The organism is Sorangium sp. So ce887 (assembly GCF_051521455.1).
GTDB lineage: Bacteria > Myxococcota_A > Polyangia > Polyangiales > Polyangiaceae > Sorangium.
Map to the genome: position 1 here is coordinate 9,353,291 of NZ_CP150354.1, position 13,691 is coordinate 9,366,981.

General features: G+C 71.9%; 15 protein-coding genes. 10 read left to right on the top strand and 5 right to left on the bottom strand.

The features are described from left to right. Positions 1-184: 184 nt before the first annotated feature. Complete coding sequence (locus WMF36_RS34880; RefSeq protein ID WP_437575124.1) at positions 185-1,822, bottom strand: DUF6798 domain-containing protein; 1,638 nt, start codon at positions 1,820-1,822, stop codon at positions 185-187. Positions 1,823-1,834: 12 nt separating this feature from the next. Then, entirely contained in the window at positions 1,835-2,017 is a 183-nt protein-coding gene (locus WMF36_RS34885; protein ID WP_437575125.1) for a hypothetical protein, read from the bottom strand. A 209-nt stretch (positions 2,018-2,226) separates the two neighbouring features. Between WMF36_RS34885 and WMF36_RS34890 the strand changes: the two genes are divergently transcribed. The 6 genes from WMF36_RS34890 (at position 2,227) to WMF36_RS34915 (ending at position 6,581) form a co-directional block, all read left to right on the top strand. After that, complete coding sequence (locus tag WMF36_RS34890; RefSeq protein ID WP_437575126.1) at positions 2,227-2,586, top strand: hypothetical protein; 360 nt, start codon at positions 2,227-2,229, stop codon at positions 2,584-2,586. Between the two features lie 35 nt (positions 2,587-2,621). Then, on the top strand, positions 2,622-3,680 hold the full coding sequence (locus tag WMF36_RS34895) for a hypothetical protein (RefSeq protein ID WP_437575127.1): 1,059 nt from the start codon (positions 2,622-2,624) through the stop codon (positions 3,678-3,680). A 37-nt stretch (positions 3,681-3,717) separates the two neighbouring features. Further along, entirely contained in the window at positions 3,718-4,350 is a 633-nt protein-coding gene (locus WMF36_RS34900) for an RNA polymerase sigma factor (RefSeq protein WP_437575128.1), read from the top strand. Continuing rightward, positions 4,347-5,159: a hypothetical protein gene (locus WMF36_RS34905; protein ID WP_437575129.1), complete on the top strand. Its 813-nt coding sequence runs from the start codon at positions 4,347-4,349 to the stop codon at positions 5,157-5,159. Before WMF36_RS34900 ends, WMF36_RS34905 begins: the two co-directional genes overlap by 4 nt. Before the next feature lie 182 nt (positions 5,160-5,341). Continuing rightward, on the top strand, positions 5,342-6,283 hold the full coding sequence (locus WMF36_RS34910) for a hypothetical protein (RefSeq protein ID WP_437575130.1): 942 nt from the start codon (positions 5,342-5,344) through the stop codon (positions 6,281-6,283). A 64-nt stretch (positions 6,284-6,347) separates the two neighbouring features. Further along, positions 6,348-6,581, top strand: coding sequence for a hypothetical protein (locus tag WMF36_RS34915; protein ID WP_437575131.1), 234 nt, complete (start codon positions 6,348-6,350; stop codon positions 6,579-6,581). 69 nt (positions 6,582-6,650) lie between these two features. Here the strand turns inward: WMF36_RS34915 and WMF36_RS34920 are convergent, their stop codons facing one another. After that, positions 6,651-7,580 carry a LysR family transcriptional regulator gene (locus WMF36_RS34920; protein ID WP_437575132.1) on the bottom strand — a complete coding sequence of 310 codons (930 nt, stop codon included), beginning with the start codon at positions 7,578-7,580 and terminating at the stop codon, positions 6,651-6,653. Between the two features lie 124 nt (positions 7,581-7,704). Here WMF36_RS34920 and WMF36_RS34925 point away from each other — a divergent pair, with 124 nt between their 5' ends. Then, the gene (locus tag WMF36_RS34925) at positions 7,705-8,571 is read left to right on the top strand and encodes an NmrA family NAD(P)-binding protein (RefSeq protein ID WP_437575133.1); all 867 of its coding nucleotides are present in this window, start codon (positions 7,705-7,707) and stop codon (positions 8,569-8,571) included. Between the two features lie 94 nt (positions 8,572-8,665). On the opposite strand, the gene WMF36_RS34930 is transcribed toward WMF36_RS34925, so the two are convergent. Then, positions 8,666-10,000 carry a ferritin-like domain-containing protein gene (locus WMF36_RS34930; RefSeq protein WP_437575134.1) on the bottom strand — a complete coding sequence of 445 codons (1,335 nt, stop codon included), beginning with the start codon at positions 9,998-10,000 and terminating at the stop codon, positions 8,666-8,668. A 254-nt stretch (positions 10,001-10,254) separates the two neighbouring features. Here WMF36_RS34930 and WMF36_RS34935 point away from each other — a divergent pair, with 254 nt between their 5' ends. From WMF36_RS34935 to WMF36_RS34945, 3 genes are all read left to right on the top strand, one after another. Continuing rightward, on the top strand, positions 10,255-11,385 hold the full coding sequence (locus WMF36_RS34935) for a beta-ketoacyl-ACP synthase III (RefSeq protein WP_437575135.1): 1,131 nt from the start codon (positions 10,255-10,257) through the stop codon (positions 11,383-11,385). Between the two features lie 120 nt (positions 11,386-11,505). Then, positions 11,506-12,111 (top strand): iron-containing redox enzyme family protein, encoded by a 606-nt coding sequence (locus tag WMF36_RS34940; RefSeq protein WP_437575136.1) that lies wholly within the window; start codon positions 11,506-11,508, stop codon positions 12,109-12,111. A 1-nt stretch (position 12,112) separates the two neighbouring features. Next, positions 12,113-13,018 carry a DUF6999 family protein gene (locus WMF36_RS34945; protein WP_437575137.1) on the top strand — a complete coding sequence of 302 codons (906 nt, stop codon included), beginning with the start codon at positions 12,113-12,115 and terminating at the stop codon, positions 13,016-13,018. 124 nt (positions 13,019-13,142) lie between these two features. On the opposite strand, the gene WMF36_RS34950 is transcribed toward WMF36_RS34945, so the two are convergent. Continuing rightward, positions 13,143-13,670, bottom strand: coding sequence for a MarR family winged helix-turn-helix transcriptional regulator (locus tag WMF36_RS34950; RefSeq protein ID WP_437575138.1), 528 nt, complete (start codon positions 13,668-13,670; stop codon positions 13,143-13,145). Positions 13,671-13,691: the final 21 nt, after the last annotated feature.

Consider the following 13,691-nt stretch of genomic DNA (forward strand, 5'->3'; position numbering starts at 1 on the left):
GAGTCGAAGGCCTGGCTATTGGCGGAACCGAATCAAATGATGAGCGGGAGGGACTACACCTGCCCAGCAAGCCGCTGGAACCGACCGCGCTTCGCGCGACGGCACACCGGCCAGACGTTAGCGGACCGCGCCGACGTGGCTCGGCCTCTGCGGCGCTCCGCATCTGTCCTATCCGGGCGCCTCGTCAATGCGGCCTGCTGCTCCTCGGGGACGGCTCGACGATGCGATAGAGGCTCCCGTCACGGTCGCTTGTTGCGAGCTCGACGCCAGGGCACGACATCGAGGAGCCCTTCGGTACGAGGACCCAGCGCGGGGCGGGCGCGCTCGCGAGGATCGGCGCCAGCGCGCTGCACTGCAGGCGGCCTCGGCGCGGGTAGAGCTTGCGGAGGAGCTTGATGCGGCGGTCCCACTCGAGCACCTCCCGGTCGGCGTACGGGTGCGACTTCCAGTCCGCGAAGAGCGCGACCGGCGCATTGAGGCGCAGGTGCTCCCACTCAAAGCCCGGGGGGCTGAGGACCACGTCCGTGACCGCGCCGCGGCGCTGCGCCTCGAGGGCCAGCGCCACGCCCGGGCCCGTCGGTCGGCGCATGCGCCGGAGGCCGCTGTCCACGGCCGCGCCCATCGCGACCAGCCAGACGACCCCGAGGATGCCCGGCGCGACGAGGCGCGGCACGCGGGGCGGCACGAGGCGCGTCACGCGGCCGAGGAGCGCCGCGCACAGCACGGCGGTGCAGAGCGGGACCAGCCACGTGGAGATGCGCCACGGGAACGCGAGCCGGAGCGTGTACAGCTGGGGGAGCGCGACCGCCGCGAGCGTGCCGAGCACGCAGACGCCGGCGAACGCGCCGAGGCGCAGCTTGCCCGACCGCCTCGCGAGCAGGATCGCGGCCGCGACGATCAGCGCGCGGTAGAGGACGTCGGCGTCGAGCCAGCGCTGGGGGGCAGAGTGGTGCGGGATGCGGCCGTCGGCGATGAGCTTCTGCGCCGCGTGGAACGTCCCGGCGTCGGAGGGCGCGAACTGCGTGGCCGTCCAGATCAGCGGGGGCGCGAGCAAGGCCGCCGTGAGCGCGGCCAGGATCGCCCGCCGCCGCCACGGCGTGCCGCGATCGAGCACGAGCGCCGTGCCGACGATGAGCAGCACCGAGGGCGCGTAGGTCGGGTGCATGAGCGCCGCCAGCGCGGCGACCGCGGCGCCGGCGCGCGGGCGCCCGTGGAGCCACAGGGCGAGGCCGCACAGCAGGAGGACGCCGAAGTTCGAGGGCTGAAGGAAATCGCGGAGCACGTACTGACCCGCGACCCCCTCGAAGGTGACCTCGCGCCACGGACCCGCGAGCCACGCGGCCGCGAGCGCGCAGGCGACGGCCCACCGCGGCGCGCGCGGCGCGGCGTCCGGCAGCAGCGCTTCGGCCGCGAACACGAGGCCTGCGAGGCACGCGGCGCCGAGCAGGGCGTTCAGCGCGAGCAGGCCGCCGGTGCCCACGATCGAGAGCAGGTGGGACGCGAGCCACGTGAAGAACGGCGTCGGATCCGTCGTGTGCGCGAACCAGTCCGCCTCGAGCTGCGGGAAGGCGCCGGAGCGCCGCGCCGCGTGCACGAGGTACGTGTTCTGGTTGACCACGAAGGGGCGCGACATGGCCAGGATCGCCCCGAACACGGCGCAGGGCACGACCCATGACCACCGACGCCACGCGCGAGGGGAGGTCCCGGGTTCGCGGCTCAGGGTGGCAGCGGGCTGCTCCTCGCCGGGAGCGCGCTGCTTTTCGTCGGAGGCGGGCTGCTCCTCGCCGGGAGCGCGCTGCTTTTCGTCAGAGGTAGGGTGCACGGGGCCGCGACCCTACCACGCGCTCGCTCCACCACGACGCGCGCGCACGATCCTCGCCGCAGCGAGCGGCCTGGGCGCCGCCGCGCCGGCGTACGAGGCCAGAGCGCGCAGGACATCCGGGCGCGCCGGATGGATGCGGCGATGGATCTGACCGGTCCCGTAAGCGAAGATCACGAGCACGCCAGTATCACCCACAAGAACGACTCGATTGCCAGACGCAAAAATTTACACTTGAATTGCAGCAAAGACGACGCAGCTGCGCGCATTGTCTCCAGCGCTGACCCGCGCTGTTCATATACTCTTTGCATGCGTCACGTTCTTATCTTGCTCGCGGTCACCGCTGCTTCCATCTCGTGCACGAGCGCCATCGACACAACGTCAGAAGGCGTTTGCGGGGGCGCGGGATGCGCGGGATCTGCCGCTTCGAGTACACGGCAAAGTGTCTGAACCAGTTTCCGTCGATGACCGAGGTCGAGGTCGAGGACTCGCTGTGTGGCGGCCAGCTGGAGACGCACGATGTCCCGGTCTGGGAGCTCGCGTACAATCATCATGTGGGGCGCAAGGGCCAGAGCATGCCCCAGAGCCGCAAGGTGCGCGATCGCATCCGGAGCCAGTCCGGCAATAGCAGGGACGTGACCAACGTGCAGATCACCTGGGAGGCGCTGACTCACGGCGACACCGGCAGCGCGGGTACCCCGTGGCGCGCCAGGACATCGGTTGCCGCAGACGCCCCGGCTCTCGAGGCGGCTGCACCGAGGGAGTAGCGCTCCAGGCGCCGCGGCGCGACACTGGCCTCAAGGTGAGGTCACGCTCCGCCGCGGCGCGGCTCTTCATGGTCTCGGCGGTGCTTGCGGGCGGCGCGGTCGCGCGCGCTCAGCCGACCGCCGCCCCCTTGCGCATCGAGTATCGCGCGGAGGCTGGATGCCCGACGGAGGCGGATTTTCGGGCGCGCGTCAGCGCTCGCCTCCGCCGGGCCCTCGAGGAAGCGGACGCGGCGAGCGCGTACGTCGTGAGCATCGAAAAGCTCGATGGCCGCTTCACCGGGCGCCTCGGCGTACGTGGGGCGGACGGGACGGCATCCGACCGCGATGTCGCGGGGGACACCTGCGACGATGTCGTCGCCGCGCTCGCGGTGGTGACCGCGCTCGCCATCGACGCCCAGACCGCGGACGCGCCCGCCGCGGTCGCCGCCCCCGTCGCTGCCGCATCCGCGAGCACCGCCTCCGCGCCGCCCCGGCCCGCCGGTAGCGGGCCGGCTCGCCCGCCCGCGCCGCCCCCGCCTGCCGGTAGCGCGCGGACGCGGCCACCCGCGCCCGCGCCCGCGCCCGCGTCGGACGCCGCGACGCACCTGACGCTCGGCGCGCAGTTCCTTCTTGGCGAGAGGATCGGCACGCCCTCCTTCGGCGCGCGCATCTTCGCGGAGCCCCCCGTCGGCGCGATGGACCGCGGCGTCGGCCCGCTGCGCTTCGGCGCAGGCCTCGAGACGGCCTCCGACATCCCCGCGGCGGGCGGCTCGGCATCGTTTCTTCTTGTGGCCCTCGCCGCCGACGCGTGTCCGCTCGGCGCGACGGTCGGCGCCCTGCACCTGGCCCCTTGCGCGAGCGTCGAGGGCGGCCTCCTCGCGGCGAGCCGTCGAGGCGTCGCCCCGGTGCGCAGCGTGACGCGCGGGTGGCTCGCGATCGCCCTGCCGGTGCGCGCGCGACTGCCGCTCTGGGGTCCGTTCGTGCTCGACGTCGAGGCCGGGGTGCGGATGCCGCTGCTGCGCGACGGAATCCTCGTCCAGGGCGCCGACGTCGTCGCCCGCCCGCCGCCGCTCGAAGTCGTCTCCGCGCTCGGGCTAGGCGTGACGATTCCGTGATCTCGGCGCTCGCCTGCGAACATAGCGGCAGAAGACGATGATCAGCGCGACGCGATCCGGCCCCCCTCCCCGCGCGGAGGTCGCGCGCGACGCGGCAGTGACGGCGCACGCGGAGCGCACCGAGCGGGTCGCGCCGTCGCCCTCCGCGGAGCGCTACCGCGCGCTGGTCGACGCGCATTTCGACTTCATCTGGCGCTCGCTGCGCGGGCTCGGCGTGCCCGCCGGATCGGCCGACGACGCCGCGCAGCACGTCTTCCTGATCGCGCATCAGAAGCTCGGCGAGATCGCGCCCGGCCGCGAGCGCTCCTTCCTCTTCGGGACGGCGCTGGGGGTCGCGGCGAACGCGCGCCGCGCCGGGGCGCGCCGGCGCGAGTTCTGCGATGACGACGCGATGGCGGTCGCGGCCGACGACGCGCCGAACCCGGAGCAGCTCATGGAGATGAAGCAGGCGCGCGCGCTGCTCGACGAGGTGCTCGACGCGATGGAGGAGGACGTTCGCGTCGTCTTCGTCCTCTTCGAGCTCGAGGGCGTCCCGACGGAGGAGATCGCCGTGATGCTCGAGCTCGCGAAGGGCACCGTCGCGTCCCGCCTCCGGCGCGCGCGCGAGGAATTTCGCGCGATCGCGAGGCGCATTCAGGCGAGGGCGCTGCATGGGGGAGGCAACCGATGACCGATCCGAAGCGGCTCGGAGAAGAGGAGTCGACCGGGTTCGAGCGCACGCTGCTCCGCTCGTGGAAGCACGAGTCGCCGCCTTCGTCGGCGCGCGCGCGCGCTCTCGCCATCGCCGGGCTCGCTGCGGGGACGAGCGCTGCGCCCGCCGCGCCCGCCGCGCCCGCCGCGCCCGCCGCGCCCAAGGCGGCCACCGGCAAGCTGCTGTCGCTCGCGAAGTGGGGCCTCGGGACGGCGATCGGCGCCGGCATGATCGGCGCGGGCGTCGCGCTCCTCCGCCCTGCTGCGCCTCCCTCCTCGGCGGTACCGTCGAGCGAGCCGACGGCGGCAAGCGCACCGCCCGTCCCCAGCGAGCCACCGGCGGCAAGCGCACCGCCCGTCGCGCCCGCATCGACTCCCTCCGGGCCTGTGACGCGCGCGCCGCTCCCGCTCCAGGCGAGCGCCCTGCCGAGCCCAGCGCCCCCCGTCGCGAGCCCGCCGCGCTCGAAGAGCACCATGCCGCGCGCGCGATCCGCGCCCGTCGCGCCGACCGACGCGCTCGGCGAGCAGGTCGCCATGATCGATCATGCGCGTGACACCCTCGGCGCCGGCGACGCGGCGGGGTGCCTCTCGGAGCTCGACGCCTACGACAGGAGGTTCCCGCGGAGCGCGATGGGCGAAGAGGCCACCGTGCTCCGCATCGAGGCGCTGCTCCGCCTCGGGGATCGGGCCCGCGCGGCCGACCTGGGCCAGCGCTTCCTCGCCTCGCGCCCGACGAGCCCGCACGCCTCGGGCGTGCGCGCGCTCCTCGGCGCGGCGACGAATCCGTGATCGAACGGCGCCCGCGGACACATGGCGACGGGTGACGGGGCGCTCCTCACCGAGAGCAGATGGCCAGCAGGCGCGCCGGCGTGAACGTGCTCTCAAGGGCGCTCCGGAGATGACTCGTGTGCTCGGTTCGTCGAACGTGTCGAGTTCGTTCGACACGAGAACCTTCAACAGAGAGGCTTCGTATGGTCTGGTCGTCATGGTCTATCCGCCACGTGCTCCACGCGGTCCTGGTGGGAGCGGCGGTGGCGAGCCTCTCGCTGCCAGGGAGCGCCGCGGCGCAGGAGCCGGTCGCTCCTGTGTGGGAGGAGAGCGAGACTCGGGAAGACATCGCCCAGCGGCGCGAGCGCGCCGCGCTCCTGGCGCCGCACTTCACCGACGCGATCAGGATGCATTCCTCCTCGATCGCGCCGCCCATCCTCTTCAGCGGCGTCGGCGCGGCGGGCCTCGCGTCGAGCCTGGCATGGAGCGCCGATGCGCCGCAGCCCACCGATACACCGCTGCGCATCGCCTTCGCTGCCAGCTCCGCGACGATCCTCGCCGGAGGCCTCGCCGGGCTCGCCGTACCGGAGACCTACCGGCGACACACCCTGGGGACCGCCGCGCTGCTCTCGCAAGGGAGCCTCTGGCTCGGGTTCGCGCTCCTTGAAGACGACGGGCTCGCGAGGATGACGCCCGTCGCGCTCTCGGCTGGATTTTACGTGTCCGGCTTCCTCGCCGGTCTGAACCTGGCGCTGTCCGACTACACGCCGGTCTCCCGGCTCCGCGCCGACCACGCGCTTGTGGCGACGCCCGCGTGGCGCGCGCGGCTGTCAGGCGCGCAGATCGCGAGCATCGAGCGGGATCTGCTGGGCACCGCGCCCGCGATCCCGAACTGGGCCATCTACCTCCCGGCCGCGCTCGGCGGGGTCGTCGCCACCGTGCCCGCATGGGACGGCGATCTGCCGGTGGAAACGCGGGTGCTGAGCCTGGCGAGCGGTCTCCTCAACTCGGTGTGGTCGTTCGCCCTCATGGCCGACGATCATCCGGCGCAGTCCTATCAGCAGGACCTCCGCAGGGCCGGCCTTCGCGTCGCACCTTCGGGCCCCGACGGCACCGCGGGCCTCACGGTCTCAGGCAAGTTCTGATGGGTTGTCCCTCGGGGACGAATCGCCTGAGCGCCATGTTGCGATTCCTTCGCCACCTATCGACGTGCGGATCGAGGTGACCCTGCTCCGCGGAGGCGCGCCGGTCGGCGTGATGGCATGCGACGGGTTCGCGCTGGAGGGGGGCGCCGGGTGCGGATCGAGCGCCACCCACCTGAACAGCAGCTGCGCGATGGCCGTCCCCGCCGGCGGGAGCGACGCCATCCGGGTCGTGGCGAGGCTCGTGAACAAGGGCAGCGTGGCGAGGTTCCAGGGGCTCAGCGTCTATATCCGGGATTGATGCGACGGGCCCTGTCCGGCCTCCGCGCCTCGCGGGCGCCCTCCCGTCGCGCCCGCGCCGCTAGCCCCTCTACCCCGCCCGCCTCCGCTTCAGCTCCTGCCCGACCGACACGGCCAGCGCCCGGAACCAGGCGTGGCCTGGGTCCTGCCGCATCCGCTCGTGCCACGCGAGCGACATCGTGAACCCCTTCAGCTTGAACGGGAGCTCCATCGCGCGCAGCGGCAGGTAGCGCTGCGCCCTCGCGGCGATCCGCTCGGGCAGCGTCACCATCAGGTCCGAGCTCGCCACGATCTCCGGCGCGGCGATGAAGCTCGCCACCCGGACCGCCACCCGGCGCCGCAGGCCCATCCCGGCGAGCACATCGTCGATCACGCCACCCGGCCTCCCCTCGGGCGTCACGAGCACCTGCGGTATCGCGGCGAACTGCTCCACCGTCAGCTTGCGCGAGGCCGCCGGGTTCCCCTCGCGGACGAGGCACACGAAGCGCTCCGGGAACAGCGGTGTCCAGACGATGGCGGGCCTCGTCGCCCGGTGCGCCAGCAACGCGAAATCGAGCTCCCCCGCCTCGAGCGCGCCGAACGGATCCGCCGAGGCCCCCCGGGCGTCGACGTCGACGGCCGGCGCCTCGCGGGCCAGCCGCTCGACCAGCGGCGGCAAGAGGAGCACCTCGCCGAAGTCGGGCATCACCATCGTGAAGGTGCGCGCCGCCGTGCGCGGATCGAACCGGGGCGCGTCCTCGAGGACGGCGGCGAGCTCGGCGAGGACGCGCCCGAGCGCCGGGGCGAGCCGCTCGGCGCGGGGCGTGAGGCGCATCCCGCGGCCGGTGCGCACGAGCAGCGCGTCGCCGAGCACGTCCCGCAGCCGCGCGAGCGACCGGCTCATCGCCGACTGGGTGAGGCCGATCCGCGCGGCGGCGCGGGTCACGTGCGCCTCGCGGAGGAGCGCGTCCAGCGCGACGAGCAGGTTGAGGTCGAGCCCGGAGAGATGCGTCGCAGTCATGATGCGTATCACAATCATGCATTGGATGACTGACCGGAGAAAGCGCAAAACATCCTCACATCGAGCGCGCGGCGAGGCTCCCGCGGGGGAGAGGCCGCGCATCACCGCTCGAAGGGAGACATCCATGTTCGCTGTCGCTGGAGTTACTGGGAACACCGGGTCCGTGGTCGCGCGTGAGCTCCTCGCCGCCGGGGAGAAGGTGCGGGTCATCGTTCGCGACGCCGCGAAGGGGCAGGCGTGGAAGGCGAAGGGGGCCGAGGTCGCGGTCGCGCAGCTCGACGACGTGGCGGCGGTCACGCGGGCGCTCGAGGGCGTGAAGGGCGTCTACCTGCTGAGCCCGCCGTCGATCGCGTCGGCCGACCCGCTCGGGGAGAGCAGGTCGCAGGTCGATGCGATGGCGCGCGCGGTCGCGGCGAGCGCGGTCCCTCATGTCGTGTTCCTCTCGTCGGTGGGGGCGCACCACCCGGAGCGGACGGGGCCGATCGTGACGGTGCACTACGCCGAGGAGCGGCTCTCCGCCGTGGCGCGGGACATCACGTTCGTCCGGCCTGCGTATTTCCTCGAGAACTGGCGCTCGGTGTTCGCGGCCGTGAAGGGCGACGGCGTGCTCCCGAGCTTCCTCCAGCCCGGGCGCGCCTTCCCGATGGTCGCGACCGAGGACATCGGCCGGGTCGCGGCGGAGCGCCTCCTCGCCGGGCCGGCGGGCCGGCAGGTCATCGAGCTCGCCGGGCCGGAGGACTACACGCCCGAGGCGATCGCGAGCGCGCTCGGCAAGGTCCTCCTCGGCAGGGACGCGCATGTGGTGCCGCTGCCGCTCGAGCAGGTGGAGCCGGTCCTGACGTCGTTCGGCGTGTCCGCGTCCATGGCGGCGCTCTACCGCGAGCTGTACGCGTCGCTCCACACCGGCCACGTCGACTTCGAGCGGCGGGACGGCGCGGTGGTGCGCGGCAAGGTCGGCGCGGAGGCCGCGTTCGCGGCGCTGGCCGCCTGACCGAGGTTGAGGTCGGCCCATCGAGGCGGCTCTCGCCCCGCCGCCCGGCCCGGGCGCGCTGCGCCGGTGACCGCGGACCGGCCTCGCGATGGGCTCACGCGGCGTCGAGGCGAAGCGCCGCCACGCTCCCCGCGAAATGCGTCGCCAGGCTGCGGGCGGCGCGCGGCCCGGGCAGCCCTGCCCAGCGGACGAGGTCGCGATGCGGCTCGCGCTGCGCCTCCGCGGCGATGTCGTCGAGCGCGCTCCGCCGGGCCTCCTCGGTCCGCCGCTGCGCGGCCGGGGAGAGCCGCGGGCGGGCCCAATGATCGATCGCCCACGCCAGCGAGGCGTGACGGACCTCGTCCCGGGCGATGCGGGCCATCACCCGCCGCACCGCGCGGTCGCCCGCGAACCGCGCCTGCCACATCCCGACCAGCGCCCCGAACGTCTCCCGCGCGCAGCCCTCCGCCGCGTTCTCGACCGCGAGCTCCTCGAGCGATCGCAGCGGCTGCGGCGCCACCACCGGCGCGCGCCAGCGCCCGCCGTGACGCGCCGCCACGGCGCGCATCACCCGCGCGTGCCGCACCTCGTCGCGCCGCGCCGCGCTCGCCCCCTCGATGAGCGACCGCGGCGCGCCGTGGTGGGCGAGCTCGCGGCCGAGCACCTCGAAGGCGCGCACCGACGCCGCCTCCAGCTGCGCCACCTCTGCGAACCACGCCCCGACCACCGTCGCGCCGCCGGCCGCGCGCTCGACGAGCCCCGCGGCGCGCCGGCCGATGCAGGCCCCGGCTCTGGAGCTGATCACCTCCGACGCGACCGCGCCGAGGTGGCCGTCCGCGCCGACCTGGAGCACGTACCGGGTGGTCTCCACGGGCGCGCAAAGGGAGGTGACGCGCGTCGCCAGCACCTCGTAGCCGCCGTCGGCGGGCCGCACCCCGCCCGGCGCGCTGCCGCCACAGGCGACCTCGTAGCCCTCCAGCGCGGCGACAAGCACCGCCTCTTCTGGCGAGTCCACGCGCCCGAGCCACGCCTTGACCTCCTCCTTCGAGCGAAGGACGTCCACGTCGTCGCCCGCATTGACGATCAGGACATGCCGCGGGCAGTACTGCACGCACTCGCCCAGCATGAAGCCCTCGGTCGAGGAGCTCGCGGCGATCTTCGCCGCGCACGCCGCCGGGTCCGTCGCCCGGGCGCACGGGGTGCCCGAGGTCTCGATCGCGCGCGGCGCGCGGCTCGCGCCGGGCAGATGCAGGTGCTCGCGCAGCTCGAGGTAGTCGGCGGCGGCTCCGGGCCTGAGGCCCCCGAGGTACCGCGCCTCCCGTCCGTTCCGGCAGGCGACGGCCGCGAATCCGCTGGTGTCGATGCTCGCGCAGGTTCCGGCCAGAACGGGCGCGAGCGAGAGCGCGAGGACGCGGCGCAGGACGCGACCGACATGTTCTGATGAATCCATGGTGACCCCCTTCCATCAAGGATGGCGAGGGACGCTGGATGCGCCCGCGACGAAATCGCCTCAGTGCGCCCGGGCGGCGCGAGGTGCCGCGGCCGGTATCGTGGACAAGCGAAACCCGGGCCAGCCTCCGGCGGGCGAAGCCGGCGGTCGGCGAGACGGGACATGGTTACGCCTCGGCCCGGCGAGGGCGACTGAGGTAGTGTTGATGGCCGCCGTGACGAGCTCCAAGCCCATGTCGGCCACGGAGAGGGATCATGGATCGTTCCGTCTACATCACCAGCACTGGCGCTTTCTTGCCTGGCAAGCCGGTCCCCAACGAGGAGATGGAGCAGTACATCGGCAAGATCAGCGACAGGCGCTCCAGACTCGGGCGCCTCGTCCTCCGGCAGAACGGCATCAAGACACGTCATTATGCGCTGACGCCGGAGGGCGTGCCCCTTCACAGCGGCGCAGACATGGCGGCTCGCGCGATCCGGGACGCGCTTTCCCGCAGCGAGATCGCCGCGGAGAGGCTCTCCTTCCTGGCGGCGGCCACCACCCAGGGCGACCTCCTCGTCCCCGGCTTTGCCAGCGCGGTCCACGGCGAGCTCGGCCTGCGGCCCCTGGAGATCGCGAGCTTTCAGAGCGTCTGTGCCAGCAGCATGATGGCGTTCAAGTCCGCCTACCTCCAGCTGAAGGCGGGCGAGCACGACTGCGGCGTGGCCTGCGCCGCCGAGCTCTCCAGCCGCTTCTTCCGACCTGGCTTCTATGCCGGTCGGGAGCAGGAAGGCGAGGACTCCTCCGCCTTGATGGAGACCGAGTTCCTCCGCTGGACCCTCTCCGACGGGGCCGGCGCCTGGCTCCTGGAGACCCGGCCGAACGAGGGGCGCCGCTCCCTGAGGGTGGAATGGATCGATCTCTGCTCCTACGCCGACCGCTTCGACCCCTGCATGTACGCGGGCACCGCCAGGAACCGGGCGGGTGAGAGGAAGCCCTGGAGTCACTACGACAGCCCTGCGCTCGCAGCGCAGCAGGGCGCCCTCGTCCTCAAGCAGGACTTCGATCTGCTTCACCGCATGTTCCCCGTGTGGGCGAAGCACTACCTCGAGCTCGTGGATCGCCGACAGCTGAGGCCGGAAGCCATCGACCACTTCCTCGCGCACTACTCGTCCCACTCTCTCCGCGGAGAGATGGTCAAGCTGCTCGCGAAGACCGGGGCGATGGTGCCCGAAGCTCGCTGGTTCACGAACCTCTATTCCCAGGGGAACACGGGGGCCGCATCCATTCTCCTCATGCTGCACCAGCTGATCGAGGAGCGGGATCTGCAGCCGGGCCAGCAGGTCCTCGGCTTCATCCCGGAGAGCGGCCGCTGCGTCATCGCCTTCATGCTGCTCACGGTCGTCTGACCCGCCGTCATCCCAGGGAGGTTCAGGATGCTTCTGGAACGTACATCGCCTCTAGACGAAGATTCACCGCAGGCCGTCCTGCGCGGGCTGTCGTCCATCTGGCTGGATTTCGAGTCCCAGGTGCATCACATCCCGATCGTGCGGCGCGTGATCGAGCGCCGCATTCGCCTGGCCGATTACCACGAGCTCCTGCTGAACCACCGGGCGCAGGTCATGAACGGGGCGCTCTGGATCGCGCGCGCCGCCTCCAACATCGGCCACGACTTCGCCGAGCTGCGCTCGCGCTTCATCCGCCACGCGGCCGCGGAGCATCGCGATTACCAGATGCTGGAGCAGGACTATCTGCAGAGCGGCGGCGACCCGGCCGGGCTCGCGCGGCACGAGCTGAACATCGGCAGCGAGGCGCTGTCTGCCTGGATCTTCCATCGCGCCGATCAGCCGAACCCCTTCGATCTCCTCGGCGCCATGTACATCATCGAAGGCCTCGGCAAGCGGGTCGCGGCCCGGTGGGCCGAGCATGTGCAGTCCGCCCTTCGCCTGGAGGCGCAGGCCGTCAGCTTCTATCTCTATCACGCGAAGGCCGACGAAGATCACCTGGGCGAGCTGGAAGAGGTGCTCCGCTGTGGTATCTTGAATCTCCCGCGGATGGCGCCGAGGATCCTCAAGACCGCCCGCGTCACCGCGCGGCTCTACCGCCTCCAGCTCGAGGAGATCGGGAGCTACTGACATGGATTTTCAGGACTTTTTCAGGAAGATGAAGCACGACCCCAGGGATCCCGATCCGTGGCTGGCCTTGTACCTGGACCGGTCCTTGCCGATCGACGAGCGGGCCAAGGCCGCCCTCCTGAAGAGCCAGCGCAGCACCACGCGCAGGGTCGTGATGCCGATCGTCAGGCCGTTCGCCCGCCTGTCGATCTCCGGCATCAAGCTCATGAAGATCCTCGTCCCGGCGAGCTGGCAATCTCCGTGGCTGTTACATCGGTCCATTTACTGGGGCCTGAGGCTCTTCGTCGCCCCGGAGGCCAATTACCTCATCCTGCGCCACTTCACCATCGGCACGGAGATCTTGAAGTTCATCGAGGACAACGTCCCGGGCATCGAGCTCGAGACGACAACGCCGCTGAGGACCCGGAGGCTGGAGGACCTGCTGGACAACACGTTCACGGTCCACGATCTGACCTTCTACAACTTCATCATCGAGCTGAACGAGAAGCTTCGCGCCCAGGGCCGTGATATCGAGCCCCGAAAATCGATCGACTTCTCTGCCATCACCGATGACGACGCGAGCATCGACGACCTCCCGGACACCTGGCTGAACGTCGTCGACCTGCAGACCGCCATCGAGATCTACACGCCGCTCTATGCGCTGTTCCTGTCTGACCACCATTTCTGGCGGGCGAGCAATTCGCTGCAGCTGGACGAGATCATCGCGCTCTACGTCGGCAAGATCCTGGACGACCCGCTGCCTGTCGCCCTTGTGCACAACCATCATCCCATGGTGCCCAGCTCGACGCTCGAGGCCGGCTTCCGGTTGACGCTACATGGCCTCGACTCCGAGACCCTGCACGGACACCTGAGGAAGCTGAAGGAAGAAGCGAGGAGAGCGGCGGCCCGGGGAGCCCTCGAGCCGTGACGATCTCCTGAATCCTCCTCTCGAACCGAGGCTTCTCCGGGCCCTCAAGGTCGGGTAGCGCCTGCTGGAGGCGACCGGCAGCCACCGCACGATCCAGAGGCCGGGGCCGAACCCGCCGTAGGGATCACCGACGCCGCGCGCTGGGGCCGCTCGAAGAGGCGCGCCTTGTCGCCGGCTCGTCGTGCTTTTCCTTCTCCCTGGGCGCCGCCTGACCCCGGTCGTCGTCGATCATCGCGGCGAGATTGGCCAGCACGCGGCGCAGCAGGCCGTGGAGCGCCTCGATCTCCCCAGCGGAGAGCCCGGCCGTGGCCTCGCCGTTCGACTGGCCGAGGAGCTCGAGCGCCCGTGGCATGACCTCTTCGGCGCGGGCGCTGAGGCGGATGCGGGTGGCCCGGCGGTCGCGCGGGTCGGGCGACCTCTCGATCAGGCCAGCCTTGTCCATGCGCTGCAGCAGCGCGGCGGCGGTGGGCTGCTCGACGTGCGTACGCTGAGCGATCTCCGCCTGGGTCAGAGACTCCTCCTCGGCCAGGCAGAGCAGGACCGGGATGTGGGCGACGCCGAGCCCCAGCGGGCGCAGCTGCGCCTCGGCGACGCGCATGAACGCCCGAGCGGTCCGGGTGACGAAGTAGCCCGTGTCGTAGTCGATATCCATCGGTTGCCACCTTACAACATA

Excerpts from the sequence above, each read along its gene's own strand:
- WMF36_RS34890 (WP_437575126.1), top strand. The coding sequence starts at position 2,227 with ATGCGCGGGATCTGCCGCTTCGAGTACACGGCAAAGTGTCTGAACCAG.
- WMF36_RS34905 (WP_437575129.1), top strand. The coding sequence starts at position 4,347 with ATGACCGATCCGAAGCGGCTCGGAGAAGAGGAGTCGACCGGGTTCGAG.
- WMF36_RS34900 (WP_437575128.1), top strand. The coding sequence starts at position 3,718 with ATGATCAGCGCGACGCGATCCGGCCCCCCTCCCCGCGCGGAGGTCGCG.
- WMF36_RS34945 (WP_437575137.1), top strand. The coding sequence starts at position 12,113 with ATGGATTTTCAGGACTTTTTCAGGAAGATGAAGCACGACCCCAGGGAT.
- WMF36_RS34930 (WP_437575134.1), bottom strand. The coding sequence starts at position 10,000 with ATGGATTCATCAGAACATGTCGGTCGCGTCCTGCGCCGCGTCCTCGCG.
- WMF36_RS34920 (WP_437575132.1), bottom strand. The coding sequence starts at position 7,580 with ATGACTGCGACGCATCTCTCCGGGCTCGACCTCAACCTGCTCGTCGCG.
- WMF36_RS34910 (WP_437575130.1), top strand. The coding sequence starts at position 5,342 with ATGGTCTGGTCGTCATGGTCTATCCGCCACGTGCTCCACGCGGTCCTG.
- WMF36_RS34925 (WP_437575133.1), top strand. The coding sequence starts at position 7,705 with ATGTTCGCTGTCGCTGGAGTTACTGGGAACACCGGGTCCGTGGTCGCG.
- WMF36_RS34950 (WP_437575138.1), bottom strand. The coding sequence starts at position 13,670 with ATGGATATCGACTACGACACGGGCTACTTCGTCACCCGGACCGCTCGG.
- WMF36_RS34935 (WP_437575135.1), top strand. The coding sequence starts at position 10,255 with ATGGATCGTTCCGTCTACATCACCAGCACTGGCGCTTTCTTGCCTGGC.